General features: G+C 62.0%; 16 protein-coding genes. 9 read left to right on the top strand and 7 right to left on the bottom strand.

Annotated features, from left to right (window positions below; translation table 11 throughout):
• Window positions 1-342: 342 nt before the first annotated feature.
• Window positions 343-2,169 (bottom strand): translational GTPase TypA, encoded by a 1,827-nt coding sequence (gene typA, locus IEV75_RS02310; protein ID WP_188450944.1) that lies wholly within the window; start codon window positions 2,167-2,169, stop codon window positions 343-345.
• A gap of 446 nt (window positions 2,170-2,615) precedes the next feature.
• On the opposite strand from typA, the gene IEV75_RS02315 reads away from it, so the two are divergent.
• From IEV75_RS02315 to IEV75_RS02330, 4 genes are all read left to right on the top strand, one after another.
• Complete coding sequence (locus IEV75_RS02315; RefSeq protein ID WP_188450945.1) at window positions 2,616-2,969, top strand: hypothetical protein; 354 nt, start codon at window positions 2,616-2,618, stop codon at window positions 2,967-2,969.
• Between the two features lie 436 nt (window positions 2,970-3,405).
• The gene (gor, locus tag IEV75_RS02320) at window positions 3,406-4,794 is read left to right on the top strand and encodes a glutathione-disulfide reductase (RefSeq protein WP_188450946.1); all 1,389 of its coding nucleotides are present in this window, start codon (window positions 3,406-3,408) and stop codon (window positions 4,792-4,794) included.
• Window positions 4,791-6,158 (top strand): class II 3-deoxy-7-phosphoheptulonate synthase, encoded by a 1,368-nt coding sequence (locus tag IEV75_RS02325; protein WP_188450947.1) that lies wholly within the window; start codon window positions 4,791-4,793, stop codon window positions 6,156-6,158. Before gor ends, IEV75_RS02325 begins: the two co-directional genes overlap by 4 nt.
• A gap of 176 nt (window positions 6,159-6,334) precedes the next feature.
• Entirely contained in the window at window positions 6,335-7,636 is a 1,302-nt protein-coding gene (locus IEV75_RS02330) for an alginate export family protein (RefSeq protein ID WP_188450948.1), read from the top strand.
• Window positions 7,637-7,690: 54 nt separating this feature from the next.
• Here IEV75_RS02330 and IEV75_RS02335 read toward each other — a convergent pair whose 3' ends face one another.
• Window positions 7,691-9,385, bottom strand: coding sequence for a methyl-accepting chemotaxis protein (locus IEV75_RS02335; protein WP_188450949.1), 1,695 nt, complete (start codon window positions 9,383-9,385; stop codon window positions 7,691-7,693).
• A 238-nt stretch (window positions 9,386-9,623) separates the two neighbouring features.
• Between IEV75_RS02335 and IEV75_RS02340 the strand changes: the two genes are divergently transcribed.
• Window positions 9,624-10,928 carry an alginate export family protein gene (locus IEV75_RS02340; protein ID WP_188450950.1) on the top strand — a complete coding sequence of 435 codons (1,305 nt, stop codon included), beginning with the start codon at window positions 9,624-9,626 and terminating at the stop codon, window positions 10,926-10,928.
• Between the two features lie 165 nt (window positions 10,929-11,093).
• Here the strand turns inward: IEV75_RS02340 and IEV75_RS02345 are convergent, their stop codons facing one another.
• Entirely contained in the window at window positions 11,094-11,360 is a 267-nt protein-coding gene (locus IEV75_RS02345) for an HU family DNA-binding protein (RefSeq protein ID WP_188450951.1), read from the bottom strand.
• A gap of 209 nt (window positions 11,361-11,569) precedes the next feature.
• Here IEV75_RS02345 and IEV75_RS02350 point away from each other — a divergent pair, with 209 nt between their 5' ends.
• Complete coding sequence (locus IEV75_RS02350; RefSeq protein WP_188450952.1) at window positions 11,570-11,767, top strand: hypothetical protein; 198 nt, start codon at window positions 11,570-11,572, stop codon at window positions 11,765-11,767.
• Here IEV75_RS02350 and IEV75_RS02355 read toward each other — a convergent pair.
• Genes IEV75_RS02355 through IEV75_RS02365 form a run of 3 tightly spaced genes read right to left on the bottom strand, consistent with a single transcriptional unit; the run spans window position 11,755 to window position 14,001 of the window.
• Window positions 11,755-12,171, bottom strand: a complete 417-nt coding sequence (locus tag IEV75_RS02355) for a PaaI family thioesterase (protein WP_188450953.1) — start codon at window positions 12,169-12,171, stop codon at window positions 11,755-11,757. The genes IEV75_RS02350 and IEV75_RS02355 overlap by 13 nt on opposite strands.
• The gene (locus IEV75_RS02360) at window positions 12,168-13,163 is read right to left on the bottom strand and encodes an NADP-dependent oxidoreductase (RefSeq protein ID WP_188450954.1); all 996 of its coding nucleotides are present in this window, start codon (window positions 13,161-13,163) and stop codon (window positions 12,168-12,170) included. The genes IEV75_RS02355 and IEV75_RS02360 overlap by 4 nt, the downstream gene beginning before the upstream one ends.
• A gap of 4 nt (window positions 13,164-13,167) precedes the next feature.
• Window positions 13,168-14,001 (bottom strand): hypothetical protein, encoded by an 834-nt coding sequence (locus IEV75_RS02365; protein ID WP_188450955.1) that lies wholly within the window; start codon window positions 13,999-14,001, stop codon window positions 13,168-13,170.
• A 115-nt stretch (window positions 14,002-14,116) separates the two neighbouring features.
• On the opposite strand from IEV75_RS02365, the gene IEV75_RS02370 reads away from it, so the two are divergent.
• Both IEV75_RS02370 and gltX read left to right on the top strand, forming a co-directional pair.
• A complete protein-coding gene (locus tag IEV75_RS02370; RefSeq protein ID WP_188450956.1) occupies window positions 14,117-15,061 on the top strand; it encodes a Gfo/Idh/MocA family protein in 945 nt (314 codons plus the stop codon).
• A gap of 86 nt (window positions 15,062-15,147) precedes the next feature.
• Window positions 15,148-16,494, top strand: a complete 1,347-nt coding sequence (gene gltX / locus IEV75_RS02375) for a glutamate--tRNA ligase (protein WP_188450957.1) — start codon at window positions 15,148-15,150, stop codon at window positions 16,492-16,494.
• 124 nt (window positions 16,495-16,618) lie between these two features.
• Here gltX and IEV75_RS02380 read toward each other — a convergent pair whose 3' ends face one another.
• Window positions 16,619-17,146, bottom strand: a complete 528-nt coding sequence (locus tag IEV75_RS02380; RefSeq protein WP_188450958.1) for a phosphoribosyltransferase — start codon at window positions 17,144-17,146, stop codon at window positions 16,619-16,621.
• A 101-nt stretch (window positions 17,147-17,247) separates the two neighbouring features.
• Here IEV75_RS02380 and IEV75_RS02385 point away from each other — a divergent pair, with 101 nt between their 5' ends.
• The gene (locus IEV75_RS02385; RefSeq protein WP_188450959.1) at window positions 17,248-17,424 is read left to right on the top strand and encodes a DUF1328 family protein; all 177 of its coding nucleotides are present in this window, start codon (window positions 17,248-17,250) and stop codon (window positions 17,422-17,424) included.
• Window positions 17,425-17,428 lie beyond the last annotated feature (4 nt).

Genomic DNA, 17,428 nt, shown 5'->3' on the forward strand with positions numbered 1-17,428 from the left:
AACACCCGGGGATCCATCGGCCTCCGTCCCGCAGCCAACATCGCACAATCGCAATACACAGGGATCCACGGGACATCACGAAAGCTGAAAAAGTATGGCCCCGGATCAAGTCCGGGGCCCCGGCATGGGAGTTTTGGCCCTTTACCGCCAAAATCATCCTCACCTCGTCATTCCAGAAAGCGCGGAGCGCTTATCTGGAACCCAGCCAAATTTCATGGAAAAATCTGGGTTCCGGCTTTCGCCGGAATGACGAGGAGAGGGATTGCGGCGCGCAGCGCCGAAAAGCGCGACCGCGCGCCCGCGCGCGGAAAATCGCAGCCCGGATGGGCTGCGGAACCAAGATCAGGCCTTCTCGCGGCCGGCTTTTTTGCGCTCGTGCTCCAGCAGCAGCTTCTTGCGGATGCGGATCGATTGCGGCGTCACCTCGACCAGCTCGTCATCATTGATGAACTCCAGCGCGTATTCCAGCGTCACGCGGATGGGCGGCACCAGCACCACGGCCTCGTCGGCACCGGCGGCGCGGATATTGGTCAGCTTCTTGCCTTTGAGCGGGTTGACGATCATGTCTTCCTCGCGGGCATTCAGGCCGATGATCATGCCTTCATAGACTTCCGTGGCGTGGCCGATGAACAGCTTGCCGCGCTCCTGGATGTTCCAGAGCGCATAGGCGAGCGCCTTGCCGGTTTCCATGGAGATGATCGCGCCCTTGGGCCGCTGGCCGACATCGCCCGCCTGCTTCGGCCCGTAATGGTCAAAGCTGTGGAACATCAGGCCCGAGCCCTGCGTCAGGGTCAGGAATTCTGAGCGGAAACCGATCAGGCCGCGCGTCGGGACAATGTAATCCAGGCGCACCCGGCCATTGCCGTCCGGCACCATGTTCTTCATCTCGGCCTTGCGTGAGCCCAGGCGCTCCATCACCCCGCCCTGGTGGATCTCCTCCACATCGATGGTGAGGTTCTCATAGGGCTCGCTTTCCACGCCGTCGATCATCTTGGTGATGACTTCCGGGCGGCCCACGGCCAGCTCGAAGCCTTCACGGCGCATGGTCTCGATCAGGATGGACAGGTGCAGCTCGCCCCGGCCCGACACCTTGAACTTGTCGGCATCGTCCAGCTGGACCACGCGCAAGGCGACATTATGGATCAGCTCGCGGTCAAGCCGCTCCTTGATATTGCGCGAGGTGACATACTTGCCTTCGCGGCCGGCAAAGGGGGAATCGTTCACCTGGAAGGTCATGGAGATGGTTGGCTCGTCGACCACCAGGGCCGGCAGGGCCTCGATATGTTCCGGATCGCACAGCGTGTCGGAAATGTTCAAAGGATCAATGCCGGTAAAGGTGATGATGTCGCCGGCGCTCGCGCTATCCATCTCCACGCGTTCGAGGCCATGAAAGCCGAACACCTGCAGCACTTTGCCTTTGCGCGTCTTGCCGTCCGCACCGATCACCGAGACCTGCTGATTTTTCGCCAGCTTGCCGCGCCGGATGCGGCCAATGCCGATCACGCCGGTATAGCTGGAATAATCGAGTGCAGAGACCTGCAGCTGGAGCGGTGCATTCGGGTCCACGTCCGGGTGGGAGACCCGATCCACGATGGTCTGGAACAGCGCGTCCATATTGTCGGTCTGGGTATTGGGGTCGAGCGTGGCAAACCCTTGCAGCGCCGAGGCATAGACTACGGGGAAGTCCATCTGCTCGTCATTCGCGCCCAGGCGGTCAAACAGATCGAATGTCTGGTCCACCACCCAGTCCGGGCGCGCGCTCGGACGGTCAATCTTGTTGATGACCACGATGGGCTTCAGGCCCAGCGCCAGCGCCTTTTTGGTCACGAAGGTGGTCTGCGGCATCGGCCCGTCTACTGCGTCCACCAGCAGCAGCACCGAATCGACCATGGAGAGCACGCGCTCCACCTCGCCGCCAAAATCGGCGTGGCCGGGCGTGTCGACAATGTTGATGCGCCAGTCACCCCAGGTGACAGCTGTGTTCTTCGCCAGGATGGTGATGCCGCGTTCTTTTTCCAGATCGTTGGAATCCATCACCCTTTCGACTTCTTCCCCGCGCGTGCCGAGCGTGCCCGACTGGCGCAGCAGCTTGTCAACGAGGGTGGTCTTGCCGTGGTCAACGTGGGCGACGATGGCGATATTGCGCAGCTTTTCGACCGGGAAGGTCATGGAGGTGTTCCTGACGTCTGGGGAGTTTAAGTGTTCTTTTCGCGCGCCCTCATACAGGCGGGCGCGCCTTATGGCCAGTGATGATGCAGGGGGAGGGGGTTTGCGGCCGCCTTGCCGCTGGGGACGCGACGGCGAGGTCAGCGGCAAACTGGCAAGGCTTTCAAAAAAAGGCAACACAACCGGGGTCCCGGTCCCCGAGCCGGGACCCATGATTTCAGAGTTCAAGCTCACACCGCGCGTTTTCCCGGCGAAAGCCGGGATCCAGAAATGAAACTGGGCACCGGCTTTCGCCGGTGAAACGCGAGGATGGGTGGATTGGGAAAATATGTAAGCTGGTGAGTAGACCGCAACGCGCTGCCCTGCGGAGGTCGGAATTGAACGATCAACGTCTTCATTCGCCGACCATGCCGCGCTACAGTGTTAGATGGTCAACAAGGACGGGCGACATGACAGCGTTGCGGCTCAATACGTGGTTCCATAGTCAGGCCATCATCTGGCCGCACCCGCTTGTTCGCGCGATACCGCTGATTTTTGGCGCAGCCTCTCTGGTCCTGTTCGCTGCCTTTGTCTCCACACTACTTGTCTTCGTCGTCGAACAGCAGGGGCATGCCGGGAGTGATATCTACCGGCTCCCCTTCATTCTGCTGGCGCTGGCCTCGCTCATGTTCACCGTCCTGAACATCGGCCGGCTTGGCGGTGCCGAAAAGCTCGACGCCCCGCACATTGTGGTGGCCTATTTCATCGCCTTCCCGGCGGCGGGTTTCTGTATCCTCCTCCAGACCCTGTACCGCATCTCCTAGTCTGGAACCTGCGGCCTCGCCGCTCCGACTCCCCGTTTCGTCATGCCCGTGAGAGGCGGGCATCCAGAGATTGAAGGGCGAGGACCCAACAACCTCGTCATTCCGGGCGAGCCGGAGGCGAGACCCGGAACCCAGGCCTTTTAGTTCCGCAACGCATCCGCGTTGCTATGTTCCGCGAAAAGTCGCGGGCGCGCGGTCGCGCTTGCGGCGGCCAATAGCCGCCAACTAGGTTCCAGATAGCGGCTCACGCCGCTTCTGGAATGACGAAGGAGTGAAATATGAGGACAGATTGCGGGGGATGGGATAACCGGCTGCCTCCTCCCCACCCTGTGGCGGTTTTGCCACATGTGAAAACTGGCCCTGAAAACCTATGAATCGGGGGTGTGCGTACCCACTTTCGGGGCCTTCGAACCTATAAAACGAGGCTTTCATACCCATGGCCGATTTTGACTATGATCTCTTCACCATCGGGGCTGGTTCAGGCGGGGTAAGGGCCTCGCGCCTGGTCGCCATGAAGGGGCATAAAGTGGCCGTGGCCGAGGAGCACCGGCCGGGCGGCACCTGCGTGATACGCGGCTGTGTCCCGAAGAAATTCATGGTCTATGCCTCTGGCTTCAAAAAGCAATTTGAGCTGGCAAAGGCCTATGGCTGGAGCGTTGAAAGCCCGCAATTTGACTGGCCAAAGTTCCGCGATGCGATGAATGCGGAAGTGGACAGACTATCCGGCATCTACGCGAAGAATTTGGCCAATGCGGGCGTCGAACTGATCTCCGAGCGGGCCGAATTCATCGATGAGCACACGATCGAGCTGAAAACCAGCGGACGGCGGATAACCGCGAAAACTATCCTCATCGCCACCGGGGGACGGCCCAATGTGCATGACGGGCTGGACGGGCTGGAACTGGCCATCACGTCTGACGAACTCTTCCACCTCAAACGCCTGCCCAAAACCATGCTGATAGCCGGCGGCGGCTATATCGCGTGCGAGTTCGCCCAGGTGTTTGCCGGGATGGGTGTTGACGTGACGCTGGTCTATCGCGGCGACACGGTCTTGCGCGGGTTTGACGATGACGTACGCGAATTCGTGCACGAAGGGCTGAAGGCGTCGGGCGTACGGGTCATCACCCATACCGTGTTCGAAAAGATCGTTGATAATGGCGATGGCACCAAGACCGTGCACCTGAAGAATGGCGACCAATGTCCTGTAGATGAAGTGGTTTTCGCCATTGGACGTGATCCGCATACCAGGGGGCTGGGCCTGGAGAAGGCGGGCGTCGAGACAGGGGAACGCGGCGCGGTGAAGGTCGATGAGTACTCACGCTCAAACGTGCCGCATATCTATGCCGTGGGCGATGTGACCGATCGGGTGAATTTGACGCCGGTCGCCATCCGAGAGGCGATCTGCTTTGCCGAAACGGCCTTTGGCGACAATCCAAGTGCCTACGATCACACCAATATCGCCAGCGCCGTGTTTACCCAGCCGCCGGTCGGTACCGTGGGGATGAGCGAGGCTTCGGCCCGCGCTGAATATGGCGATGTCGATGTTTATAAAAGCGTTTTCCGGCCTATGAAGGGTATGCTCGGGCCGAACCCCGACCGCATGCTGATGAAGATGATTGTGCAGCGCGGCACACAGAGGGTTCTCGGCGTGCATATTGTAGGCGATGATGCGCCAGAGATCATCCAGGCGGTCGGCATTGCCGTAAAAGCCGGGCTGACCAAGGAGCAGTTTGATGCCACCTGCGCGGTGCATCCGACCGTCGCCGAAGAGCTTGTAACCATGCGGGAAAAATGGATCCCGCCCGAACTGAAAGAAGCGCCATGAGTGGATGGAACCCGTCAAGCTGGAGGACGAGAAAAGCCCTGCAGCTGCCGAACTATCCTGACAGGGCCGCGCTTGAAGCGGTCGAGGCGGAGCTTTCGCGCCGTCCGCCGCTGGTCTTTGCCGGCGAGATACGCCGCCTGCGCCGCCAGCTCGCCAATGTCGCCTCGGGCCAGGCCTTCCTGCTGCAAGGGGGGGATTGCGCAGAGAGTTTCAAGGAGTTCTCCGCCGCCAATGTGAGGGATACGTTCCGCGTCCTTCTCCAGATGGCGGTGGTGATGACCTTCGCAGCCGCAAAACCGGTGGTCAAAGTCGGGCGGATAGCCGGCCAGTTCTCCAAGCCGCGCTCCAGCGACACCGAAGTGATAGATGGCGTTGAGTTGCCGTCCTATCGCGGTGATTCCATTAATGATATGGCGTTCACGCCGGAAGGGCGCGTGCCCGATCCGGCCCGCCTTGTGCGCGCCTATGACCAGTCGGCCTCGACGCTCAATCTCCTGCGTGCGCTGGCCTCTGGCGGCTACGCAGACCTGCATAATGTGCACCAGTGGACGCTCGATTTTCTTTCGGATAGTCCGGCCGGCGAACGCTATCAGGAATACGCCGACCGGATCACCGAGGCGCTCTCCTTCATGCGGGCCTGCGGGGTGACCGCCGACGCCGCGCCCTCGCTGGAAGGTGTTGATTTCTATACGTCTCACGAAGCGCTGCACCTGCCCTTCGAGGAGGCCATGACCCGGATGGAGACCCAGTCCGGGCGCTGGTACGGCACCTCGGCGCACCTGATCTGGATCGGGGATAGAACCCGCCAGCCGGACGGCGCACATATCGAGTATTGCCGGGGTGTCGAAAACCCGATTGGCCTGAAATGCGGGCCGACGCTCGACCCGGATGAACTCATTGAACTTATTGACCTTCTCAACCCGCGCAATGAGGCGGGGCGCCTCGTGCTCTACGCACGCATGGGCGCGGGCAAGGTGGAGAAGGGCCTGCCGCCACTGGTCCGAAAGGTCGTGGCCGAGGGACGCAATGTCGTCTGGTCGTGCGACCCGATGCACGGCAATACGATCAAGGCTGGAAACGGTTACAAGACAAGGGCTTTCGACCATATTCTCTCCGAGCTGAGAAGCTTTATCGAAGTGGTCCGCAGCGAGGGCGCCGAGCCCGGCGGCGTGCATTTCGAGATGACTGGCCAGGACGTGACAGAGTGCGTGGGCGGGGCCGGCCATCTGTCCGAGGCCGACCTCTCCAGCCGCTATCACACGCATTGCGATCCGCGCCTGAATGCCGACCAGGCCCTTGAAATGGCATTTCAAATTGCTGATGCCCTCAAGCCTGCCATGCCCGTGCGCGAGGCGGCGGAGTAAGAGGCAGGCCGGGGCCGATGGGCGGCAGGACGGGCGGCTTCCGCTGACGCCATTGTGCCAGCTGGCCAATGTGCATGGCTGTCACCATGTCTTGATCGCGCCGCCAGACCCGTTATGTGACAGTGCCGTGACGTTTCCATGACGGGCAATCGCCCGTAGCAGACGGGCGGCAATTCATGGTCAGGCTTTGGCAGATACTTCCCGCGGCGCTGGTCTGGCTGGCGGACGGCGCTGCGCAGGCACAGCAGGCGCAAGACCCTGTCAATGTTGAATTTTCCGGGTCGGCGCGCCTCCGCTATGAAAGTCTGGGCGCCGTCTACCGGGCCGGACTTGACGGTTCCGACCAGCTTCTTTCGACACAGATTTTCCTGCGCGGCGAGCTGAGCGGGGAATCGCTGCGTCTCGTTGGCGAACTTATCGATGCCCGCGGCTATCTGCAGGATGATGGCTCGGCCATCTCCTCCAGCGCCTACAACGCCGCAGATATCTTCCAGCTCTATATCGAAGCGGGGATCAGCGAACGGCTGACCGCGCGGCTGGGGCGCTTCACCATGCCACTGGGCTCGGGGCGCTTGTCTGACGCCAGCTCGTTTTCCAACGTCCCGGCAAGCTTCGAAGGCGTGCGCCTGCAGCTGGATATCGACGAAAACTGGCGCGCCATCGGGTTCTTTACCGCGCCGGTGACGCGGGATCCGGCAGACCGGCAAGCGCTGGCGAAGAACCGCATGGGGCTGGATTATGCCGACTGGCATACCCGCTTTTATGGCGCGCATCTGGCGCGCAACGGTTTGGCGTATGGCCTGCGTGCAGAGGCCTATCTCTTCGCACTCGATGAGAATGGCGGAGACCGCCTGATAACCCCTGGGCTGCGCCTGCGCCGCCCGCCGCAGGAAGGCCAGTACGACTTTGACGCCGAGTTGATGTTCCAGACCGGCCATCGGGTTGTCGGCGCAACGCGCCGCGATGTCGCCGCCGCCGCCTTCCAGGCGAATGCCGGCTATACATTCGGGCGTGAAAACCCGGTGCGGCTCTCGGCCCATATCAGCTACGCCAGCGGCGACCGGCAGGGCAGCACAGACTGGAACCGTTTCGATCCACTGTTTGGCGGACGCGGATCTGATTACGGCCATACTGGCCTGTTCGGCCCGATCGCGCGGGAAAACCTGCTCAGCTATGGCGCGCGCGCCGAGTGGACCAGCGGCCCGGTGCGCGCGCGGCTTGTGGCGCATGATGTCTATCTTGCCGCGCGCACGGACAGCTGGGGGCGGGCGCGCCTGACAGATGCCAGCGGTGCGTCAGGCCGCCATGTCGGTCAGGTGATCGACACCCGCATCCAGTGGGATGCTGTTCCAGACCGGCTGACGGTGGAATGGGGCGCTGCGGCCCTCATCAAGGGCGACTTTGCGCGCAACGCACCGGGCGCGCCGGACACTGGCAATTCGGTCTATAGCTATATCTCGCTGAGCACGCGCTTCTGAACGTATTATGCCGCCGGCATCGTGCCGGCGGCATAAGGCAGGCTCTGTCGTGGATCAGGCAGCACGCACCTTCTCAACAAATGCGCTCATTTCGGACTTCAGTGAGCGGGTCTGCTCTGAGAGCATGGAGGCGGCGTCCTTGACCTCTGCCGAGGCCTTCCCGGCGGCGTTCGAGGCTTCTGCGATGCCGGCCATGGACGCCGTGACCTCGCCGGTTCCGGTTGCCGCCTCGGCGACATTACGGGCAATTTCCTGGGTAGTGGCCTGCTGTTCTTCAGCTGCCGCTGCAATACCCTCCGAGCGCTCGGTAATGCCCGAAATCTGACCCGTTATGGCCTCGACCGCTTCAATGGATCCGGTAGCCGCAGCCTGCATACCCTGTATTTTCGAGCTGATCTCATCCGTTGCCTTGGCGGTCTGCTCGGCCAGCGCTTTCACTTCGCTGGCGACGACAGCAAACCCTTTGCCTGCTTCGCCGGCCCGTGCTGCTTCAATCGTGGCATTGAGCGCCAGCAAGTTGGTCTGCTCGGCAATGTTGGAAATAAGGTCGGTCACGGAGGCCACGGTCTCCACCACATCACGCAGCCTGGCCATGGCCTCCGCGGACTGGTTGGCCTGCTGGAGTGCCTCGCGGGCCTGTTGACGGGTCTGGCCGATCTGTTGTGCGACCTCGGTGATGGAGGCCGAAAACTCCTCCGCTGCACCGGCGACGGACTGGACGTTGGTGCTGGCCTGTTCGGCTGCTGCAGAAACAGTTGTCGCCTGGCGGTTCGTCTCCTCTGCGATGGCGGCCATGTTGGAAGCGTTGCCAAGAAGCTGCTCGGCGGCGGCGCCAACTTGGGTAACGATTTCGCCAACGGCCGTCTCGAAATCGTCGGCAAGCTGGTTCATTTCCTGAACGCGGCGTTCGCGGGCCCGTTCTTCGTTGGCCTCGGCTTCGGCCTCAAGCTCACGCGTGCGCTGGAGCTGTTCGCGGAAGTAGTTGGCAACGCCAGCTAGCTCCCCGATCTCGTCCTTGCGTTCGGTGCCGGTCACTTCGGTGTCGAGTTGGCCATCTGCAATCTGCTTGATGTTGCCCATGACGCCGGAAAGCGGCTGGGCAATACCGAAGCGGGCGATGAAAAAGCCGAGCGCCAGGCCGGACAAAATGCCGATGGCCGCCACCGCAATCAGCATCACCATGCTGCTTGCGGCAATTACCTCTGCCTCTTCAGCAATCTGATCACTATGAACGTCGAGCGTGGTTACTACCGCGGCCAGATTATCCCGCGTGGTCCGTGCGAGCGTCCGGTTGTCATTTGCCTGATCAATGACACGCTGCTGTGCCGAGGCGATGTCGACCCCCCGGGCACGTTCAGCGAGGTTCAGTGTCTGGTTTACACGCTGAATATAGGTATTGAGCTGGCCTTCGGCGGCCTCAAGCCGTGTCCGCGTGTCTGCATCGACACCGGCTTTCAGCTCGTTAAGCCGGCCACGGGCCTCCTCGACGGCGTCGTCAACAATACTGCGTGCCTCCTCAACCCCGGACGGATCAGCCGCCGCCATGAACTCGGCCCGGGTGATATCGATGATGTTCTGATTGAGGCGCGCGCCGATGCGGATGTTGCTGCCCGCCTCGTTTATCTCAACGCTGGCGTTGGTGACGGCCTGAAGGCCCCACACCCCGATACCGGAAATGGCTGCGGCACTCAGTGCCATGATCCCGATGATGATGAAAATTTTTGTCGCAATCTTGAAGCGTGAAAGCATGTTGAAACTCCCCTGAAACCCGTTTCCAAGCCGCTGCGCCCGCCACAATTGTAGTCAGAATCAACGCAACCGCTATTAGCTGGAGGCTGATGGCTGGTTACTTAATGAGGCGTTAGCGAAGTCGCCTGTCGGCCAAGTCCAGGTGGAATGAATTCGTTCTTTTGGCGAAGTGGTTAAGCGATTGGTCAACAATATCAACTGTATTCGCCCGCAGCTTTTTCAACTATGTAGGTTCGACATGAAATTATTCGCGCTTGTTCTCCCCGGACTCCTCCTGTCCGTCTCCGCACCCGCAATCGCCGCCCAGTCTGATGACGCGGCGGCTTCGCCCTTCACGCTCTCCGGCTCGGCGCGTATCCGATATGAATTCATCAATCCGCTCTTTCGCGCCGGATCGAGCGGCTCCGACCAGATGCTCTCCACCCGCGTGCGCATCAAGGGTGAATATGATGCCGGCCGCTTCGTGCTCGGCGGCGAATTTCTCGATGCCCGGGCCTGGCTGACCGATAGCGGTTCGGTGATCGCCAATGGCAGCGTGAATGCGGCTGAACTGCTGCAGGCCTATGTGCGCGTGCCCTTTGAGGGCGGCGAGTTTCAGGCCGGGCGCTTCGTGATGAATGTCGGCTCTGGCCGCCTCGCGACCGAACAGGGATTCCGCAACACGCCCAACAATTTCGAAGGCGTGCGCGGCCTTTTCACACCGGCGGAAAACTGGAGCGTCGAGGCCTTCTTCACCGCGCCGGTGCGTATCGCGCCGGGTGACCGCAACGCGCTGGAAAACAACACCGCACAGCTCGATGAAGCCGAATGGGGCACGCATTTCTGGGGTGTGCATGCCACGCGCACCGGATTTGCCGGCGATCTGAAGGCCGAGGCCTATCTGTTCGGCCTGAATGAGGAAAACGGCGCGGACCTGCTCACGCCGGGCTTGCGGATTTCCAGCCCGCGCGCGGCTGGCCGGTATGACTTCGAGGTCGAGCTGATGGGCCAGTTCGGCGAGCAGCCACAAGGCGCCGCCACGCTCGATGTGCGGGCCTGGTCGGCGTTTGCATCGCTCGGCTACAGCTTTGACGCGCCTTGGCGTCCGCGCCTGTCCGGCCAGCTTGTTTATGCCAGCGGCGACGACAATCCTGCCGATGCCGACTGGAACCGGTTCAACCCGCTCTTTGGCGCGCGCCGGGGCGATTTCGGCACGACCGGCCTGTCGTTCACGCATTTCCGCGAAAACCTGATCGCCTTCGGCCCCCGCCTGGACATGCGTGAGGGACCCGCGGCCATCTCCTTGCAGGTGCAGGAATCCTATCTGGCATCGGATACGGACCGCTGGCGTGTGGCAAACTTGCGCGATGCCACCGGCCAGTCCGGTGACCGGATCGGCACGCTGGCCGAAGCCCGTGTGAGCTACTGGCTGCGCCCGGACCGCTTGCAGCTGGAAACCGGCGCATCTGTGCTGTTCCGGGGAGACTTCGCCAGGAATGCACCGGGCGCTGCGGCCGATGACAACCCGGTCTATGGCTATGTCATGCTGACCGCGCCCTTCTAGGCGGGCTGCAGCGCTTCATCGCCGCTGCCTTGCGTGGCCTTATGCCTCTCGACAGCGCTCAGGCTCGCTACTTGACACGCAAACAAAAACGCCGCCGGTTGCCCGGCGGCGTTTTCATGAAGGGGGGTGCCCCGGCCCGTTGGCAGGCGGGAAACCGGAAATCCCCTAGATGTCCTTCAGCGCAGACGCCGGGCGGAATGCCAGCGAGGTCTTGGCCTTGGACTTCATTTTTTCGCCCGTACGCGGGTTGCGGACTTCACGCGCTTCGCGGTGCTTGGCGTGGAAGGTGCCGAAACCGGCGAGCTGAACCGTGTCGCCTTTCTTGGCCGAGGCAACAATGGAATCGACAAAGGTGTCGATGGCGTCGCCGGCCTGGGCGCGGGTGATGCCAGCCTTGTCGGAGATGGCTTTGGCGAGTTCTGCTTTGTTCATGAGGGTTCCCCCCGGTTGTTTGACGCCTCGCCAGCCGCACGCGGCCAGGTTGGCTGTTCATTGGACGGATGAATCAATCGCGATTCTCATAAGGCATAGCAAGGAAATACAGGCGAGTCGGCAGGTTTTACGCAGGCATCTGCCATTGATCCGATCCATATGGTAAACAAAAGCTTGAAATCTGGCCCGGTGTTTGCGCTACGGAAAGCATGGAACCCAAACGCGCCCCATTATTGAACATCATCGCCGCCACGGGCCTCGCGGTCAGCGTGGCTGTCCTGAGCTATGCCGGCTTCGAGGCCCTGTTTTCCAGTCCCACCCTGTCGGCCCTGACGGGCGCCGTTGTCGGCGGTTTCGTTCTGGGACGGGTCTTGCGTCAGCGCCGCGAACCGGCTCACCGCGCGTAGAGCAGAACCTGCGTGCAGCGGAAGAGGGCGAGCACCTTGCCATCGGCTTCGTGGCGGGCCGTCGCATCCCAGACCTGTGTGGTACGCCCCAGATGGACCGGCCTGGCTTCGCCCAGCACCCGGCCTTCGCGCGCCGTGCCCATGAAGTTCGATTTCAGCTCCACCGTGGTGAAGCTGGTGGCGCCTTCGGGCAGATTGGCCATCGCGCCATAGCCGCATAGCGAGTCGACCAGCGCTATGATGCTGGCCGCATGCAGGAAGCCGTTGGGGGCCAGCAAATCCTCGCGCACGTCGATGTGGCCTTCGACCCTGGCAGGATCGCCATTGGTGATGACCAGGCCGACCAGGCCCGGCAGCTTGCCTTCGCTGACGGCGTTTATTGCGTCGAGACCAGCCTCGCTCACACTTTCACCAGCATCTTGCCGAGATTGGCGCCGGTGAAGAGACCGGTGAACGCCTCCGGCATTTTCTCGATCCCTTCATAGACCGTCTCGCGGCTCTTCACCTTGCCGCTCATCATCCAGCTGGAAAGATCCTTGATGAACTCGCCCTGCAGGTCGAAATGCTCGGTCACGATGAAGCCGCGCATCATCAGCGACTTGGTGACGATATTGGTCATGTTGTGGGGCCCGGGCGAGGGCGCTTCATCATTATAGCGCGAGATCATCCCGCAAGCCGCGATCCGCCCGAACTGCTTGAGTACATCCAGCGCGGCCACGAGATGATCGCCGCCGACATTCTCGAAATAGGCGTCAACGCCCTCCGGCGCAGCATCCTTGACCGCCTTGCGCAGATCCGGCACCGCCTTGTAGTCGATCGCGGCATCGGCCCCGATCTCCAGGCAGAAATCGGTCTTGGTCTTGCCGCCGGCGGTCGCAATGACGCGCGCGCCCATGGCCTTGGCGAACTGGATGCCGGCAGAGCCGACCGCGCCCGCGCCTGCGCTCATCCACAAGGTCTCGCCTTCCTTGAGGCCGATAATGCGCTTCAGGCCCGCATAGGCGGTCAGGCCGGTCAGGCCCGCAATGCCCAGATAGGCGTGGGCGGGCAGCAGGTTGGCATCCACCTTCATCAGCCCTTTGGCTGGCGCCACATAGGCTTCGCGCCACCCAAACATGCTCATCACATAGTCGCCCTCTTTCAGGGCATCGGAGCGCGACTTGATCACCTTGCCGACGGCGCCGCCTTCCATGGCCTTGCCGGGCATGAACGGGTCGATATAGGTCTTCAGCCCAGCCATGCGCGGGCGCATGTACGGATCGACCGAGAGCCATTCATTGGCCACCAGCACCTCACCATCGGCAGGCTCGGGCAGCTCCACCTCGGCCAGTGTGAAGTATTCGGGCTTCACCTCTCCGGTGAAATGGCGAACGAGATGGATTTCACGCGATTTCATGGGCTTACTCTTCAGTCTGGAGCGGGGGAGGCGGCGCCTCCAGGGGACGGGAATCCTGATTAAGGCTAATCGACATGAGCTCGAACAGCGACAGATCATAATTCCACTGCAGGATCAAATGCACGCTGAACATGCCTGCGGCGAACATGAGAATGGTGGACGGCACGGTGATGATGAGATTGACCAGCAGGAATCCCGCCAGAAGAAGGGGCTTGAGCCCGTAGGCGCCAGACGCGACTCGCATGATGGCAATGAAGAAGACGATGGCCGAGAGTCCCTGTGTGGCTAGGAAGGCAAGCTCTCCGAGCAACAGCGCCGGCACACACAGCAACGATACGATCAGCATCGCATTATTGGCCGACAGATAGCACTGGAAGTGTGTCCACCAGCTCAGCGAAGGCCGGAAGGCTTTGATGACCACCAGGTAGGGAATCGCTCCCACCGCCATCAGGGGCCAGTTCAACAGGGCGCCCCACCGCCCCACCGTGGCGGACACTTCTGTGAAGCTAAGCCCTTGTTCGGCCAGATGGGCTTCAGCGAGATCCCACCCCGCTGGCGCCAGCAGGGCCTCCAGCGAATAGAATGCGGGCAGGCCAAAAAAGGCCGCTATGCCGAACTGCAGGCCCATCAGGCTGATAAACAGACGCAAGGGCGAGAAATAGGCGCGCGTGCCACGGACGATGTCGCGGGCCACACGCGGGGTGAAAATCAGGGTGTCGACAAGGGTCCTGAACGCCAGAGGTATCAGCGGCAGGCCGGTCAGATCGCTGGCGATCTGGCTCGCCGACTGCCCAGTCTCCGGACCGGCTGGCGGCGTCTCATTCTGATTTGCGCTCATAATCGCCCGCTCCCCCAATCGGGTATCATGGTAGCGATGCTGCGCCTGCGGGCAATGGGAACTTGCCTGCTTTCCCCCTTTGTCAGACCGCGTTCAAAATGCAAACTCCGCCGCCATGACACAGTCTTTTCAACCCTTGCGCGCCGGGGTCGTGGGCGCGGGCGTCTTTGGCGGCTATCACGCAGGCAAATACGCTGGCGATGAGCGTACCGAGTTTATCGGCGTGTTCGACCCGGTGCGTGACCGCGCGCGGGCGATTTCGCGTCAGTACGGGGCCATCGCCTTCACCTCGCTTAACGCGATGATCGAGGAAGCCGATATCATCACGGTGGCGAGCCCGGCCCTGTTTCACCACGACGCGGCGCACCGGGCCCTGTCGGCCGGACGCCATGTCCTTGTTGAAAAGCCGATCTGCGCCACGGTCGAAGAGGGACGCGAGCTCCTGGACCTGGCGGAGAAGTTTGGCCGCGTGCTGCAAGTCGGCCACCAGGAGCGCTTTGTCTTTGCCGCGATGGGACTGTTCGGCGACTTACCGCTGGCGCGTACCCTGTCCGCCCGCCGGATGGGCACGCCGTCACCGCGCAATCTGGACGTCTCCGTAACGCTGGACCTGATGATCCATGATATCGATCTTGTACTGGCGCTGGCGGGCAGCGTCCCGTCAAGGATCGAGGCACAGATGCGTGCCGAACGGGGCGGGCTTGCCGATCATGTGGTGACGCGGCTGGAATTTCCCTCCGGACTGGCGGCCGAACTGGAATCGAGCCGTGTCGCGCCTGAGCGCGACCGGGTCATGACCATCGGGTTTGAGGGCGGTGCGGTGCTTGATGTCGATTTCGTCCGCAAGCGCTTCGAGAACGGGGCGGGACTGGCCCTGAACCCGGACTTCGCGGAAGCGCCCATGGCGAAGGATTCGCTGGGCGCCAGCGTGCAGAACTTCGTCTCGCGCGTGCTTGATCCAGCCCATGCCAGCCCGGCGGCGGACGGGCGGGCCGGGTTGCAGGCTCTGGAGACGGCCATGGCCATTGACGCTGCTGCTGGCAGCCTCAGCCGAATGTAGGCGCGCCGCATTTGACGCCTGCCAGCCGGCATGGCAAAGCCAGCGACCTTCATCTCAGCCACGAACCACCATTTGGAAATCTGTCCATGTCCGTCAAAGTCCGCTTCGCGCCAAGCCCGACCGGGCTCATTCATGTGGGCAATGTCCGCATTGCCCTGATGAACTGGCTGTTTGCGCGCCGCGAGGGCGGGACGTTCGTTCTGCGCATAGACGACACCGATCTGGAGCGCTCCACCAAGGTGTTCGAGGACCAGATCATCGAGGACCTGCGCTGGCTCGGCCTCGACTTTGACGAGCGCTTCAACCAGTCGCAGCGTTTTGACCTCTATGAGGCCGCGCGGGCGAAGCTCGTCGAGACCGGCTTCCTTTATGCCTGCTACGAGACCGAGGAAGAGCTGGACCGCAAGCGCAAGCTGCAACGTGCACAGGGAAAGCCGCCGGTCTATGACCGCGCCGCACTCGCCCTGACCGATGTGGAAAAGGCAAAACTGGAGGCCGAGGGGCGCAAACCTCACTGGCGCTTCAAGCTGTCAGGCGGGCGCATCGAGTGGAATGATCTGGTGCGTGGTGCGAGCCATATCGATACCAGTTCGGTCTCCGATCCCATCCTGATCCGCGAGGACGGGAGCTATCTCTATACGCTGCCGAGCGTCGTCGATGACCTCGAGGCGAAGATTACTCACGTGATCCGCGGTGAGGACCATGTGACCAACTCGGCCGCCCAGATCGAGATTTTCGAGGCGCTTGGCGGCAAGGGCAGCGCGCCGGCCATGGCGCATTTCCCGCTTCTGGTTGGCTCGGATGGCGAAAAGCTCTCCAAGCGCATTGGCGGGTTGTCAGTGAAGGCCCTTCGCGAGGAGGAGGGGATGGAGCCGATGGCGATCCTCTCCCTGCTGGCCAAGCTTGGCACGTCCGACCCGATCGAGGCGCGCGCCGATCTGGCCTCGCTCGTCTCTGAGCTCGATTTCTCCAAGGTCTCGCGCACGCCTGCACGCTTCGACTTTGCCGAGATGGAGCGCCTGAACGCCAGATTGCTCCACGAGGCCAGCTTCCTCGCGGTGAGGGACCGGCTGGAAGCGCTGGGCATTACCGCGGGCGAGACGTTCTGGAATGCCGTGCGCCCCAATCTCAACCGGCTGAAAGACGCCGCGGACTGGTGGCAACTGGTCGAGGGCCCGATCACGCCGGTGATCGAGGATGCGGACTATGCCGCCAAGGCAGCATCCCTGCTGCCCGATGGCGAACTGACCCGCGAAAGCTGGGGCGCGTGGACCAGCGCCATCAAGGCAGAGACCGGCCGCAAGGGCCGCGAGCTTTTCATGCCGCTGCGCCAGGCGCTGACCGGACAGAACCACGGGCCGGAAATGGATATGGTGTTGGCGTTAATCGGCCGTGAGAAGGCACTGGCAAGGCTGTCAGGGCAGGCGGCTTAGAGGTTCTCACACAAACCCTCGTTTCACCGGCGTACGCCGGTGCCCAGTCTTTCTGGGCCCCGACTTTCGTCGGGGAAACGCGATCATTTCGCTGACACCTCGCCCACGAAGGGCGGAGGACCCCTCACAAAAACCCTTCCGGCACGGGCTTGTGCGTGCGGATTTCCTCGTCTGTCAGCTCTTCCAGCTCGTGCGGAAAGACCAGCCAGTCATTGGTCTCATGGACATGATAGTCGGGCCTCAGGGGCGTCTCATTGCGTTGCGGCTTGAACCAGGCGACGGCGGTACGCACCTCGTAGCGCCCGCCCAGAGCGTCGAGAACCGCCGCGAGCGTGTGGCCCCTGTCGAGCACGTCATCGACAACCAGAAGGCGGCTTCCAGGTGACAGAATGGACGTAAGCGCATCCAGACCGGATATGGCAATCTGCGCCTTGCGCTCATCAATGCCGGTGTAGGAATGGGCGGCAAGCGGCGAGTGCCCGGCATTCCAGCCCTTGAACGCCAGTGCTTCGTGCAAGGCAATGGCAACCGGGCAGCCTCCGCGCCACAGCCCTGCCAGGTGGTCCGGCTGCCATCCGCTGCTCATCACCGCCATTGCCAGCGTATACCCGTCGCGAACGAGGCTGTCGGCGGTAAGAAAGCGCTTCTCCATCAGGACTTTTCCAGCTTCATGTGAAGTTTTTTGCGAGTGCGGGAACGCAATTTGAAGGGCGGCGTTATCTGGTCGTGTCAATTATCGGAAAGGATAGCAATATGCTACGTCTAGCGCTGGCCTTCTTTATCGTCGCGATTATCGCAGCAGTGTTCGGCTTTGGTGGTATTGCCGCCGGTGCCGCCAGCATTGCCCAGATACTTTTCTTCCTCTTTGTGGTGCTGTTCCTGATCGCCCTCGTCGTTGGGCTGATCCGCGGTCGTTCGCCGAGGATATAGTTCA

This window comes from Glycocaulis albus (assembly GCF_014639075.1).
In the GTDB taxonomy this organism is placed as follows: domain Bacteria; phylum Pseudomonadota; class Alphaproteobacteria; order Caulobacterales; family Maricaulaceae; genus Glycocaulis; species Glycocaulis albus.

Coding starts and splice junctions, on each gene's coding strand:
- typA (WP_188450944.1), bottom strand. CDS start 2,169: ATGACCTTCCCGGTCGAAAAGCTGCGCAATATCGCCATCGTCGCCCAC.
- IEV75_RS02315 (WP_188450945.1), top strand. CDS start 2,616: ATGACAGCGTTGCGGCTCAATACGTGGTTCCATAGTCAGGCCATCATC.
- gor (WP_188450946.1), top strand. CDS start 3,406: ATGGCCGATTTTGACTATGATCTCTTCACCATCGGGGCTGGTTCAGGC.
- IEV75_RS02325 (WP_188450947.1), top strand. CDS start 4,791: ATGAGTGGATGGAACCCGTCAAGCTGGAGGACGAGAAAAGCCCTGCAG.
- IEV75_RS02330 (WP_188450948.1), top strand. CDS start 6,335: ATGGTCAGGCTTTGGCAGATACTTCCCGCGGCGCTGGTCTGGCTGGCG.
- IEV75_RS02335 (WP_188450949.1), bottom strand. CDS start 9,385: ATGCTTTCACGCTTCAAGATTGCGACAAAAATTTTCATCATCATCGGG.
- IEV75_RS02340 (WP_188450950.1), top strand. CDS start 9,624: ATGAAATTATTCGCGCTTGTTCTCCCCGGACTCCTCCTGTCCGTCTCC.
- IEV75_RS02345 (WP_188450951.1), bottom strand. CDS start 11,360: ATGAACAAAGCAGAACTCGCCAAAGCCATCTCCGACAAGGCTGGCATC.
- IEV75_RS02350 (WP_188450952.1), top strand. CDS start 11,570: ATGGAACCCAAACGCGCCCCATTATTGAACATCATCGCCGCCACGGGC.
- IEV75_RS02360 (WP_188450954.1), bottom strand. CDS start 13,163: ATGAAATCGCGTGAAATCCATCTCGTTCGCCATTTCACCGGAGAGGTG.
- IEV75_RS02365 (WP_188450955.1), bottom strand. CDS start 14,001: ATGAGCGCAAATCAGAATGAGACGCCGCCAGCCGGTCCGGAGACTGGG.
- IEV75_RS02370 (WP_188450956.1), top strand. CDS start 14,117: ATGACACAGTCTTTTCAACCCTTGCGCGCCGGGGTCGTGGGCGCGGGC.
- gltX (WP_188450957.1), top strand. CDS start 15,148: ATGTCCGTCAAAGTCCGCTTCGCGCCAAGCCCGACCGGGCTCATTCAT.
- IEV75_RS02380 (WP_188450958.1), bottom strand. CDS start 17,146: ATGGAGAAGCGCTTTCTTACCGCCGACAGCCTCGTTCGCGACGGGTAT.
- IEV75_RS02385 (WP_188450959.1), top strand. CDS start 17,248: ATGCTACGTCTAGCGCTGGCCTTCTTTATCGTCGCGATTATCGCAGCA.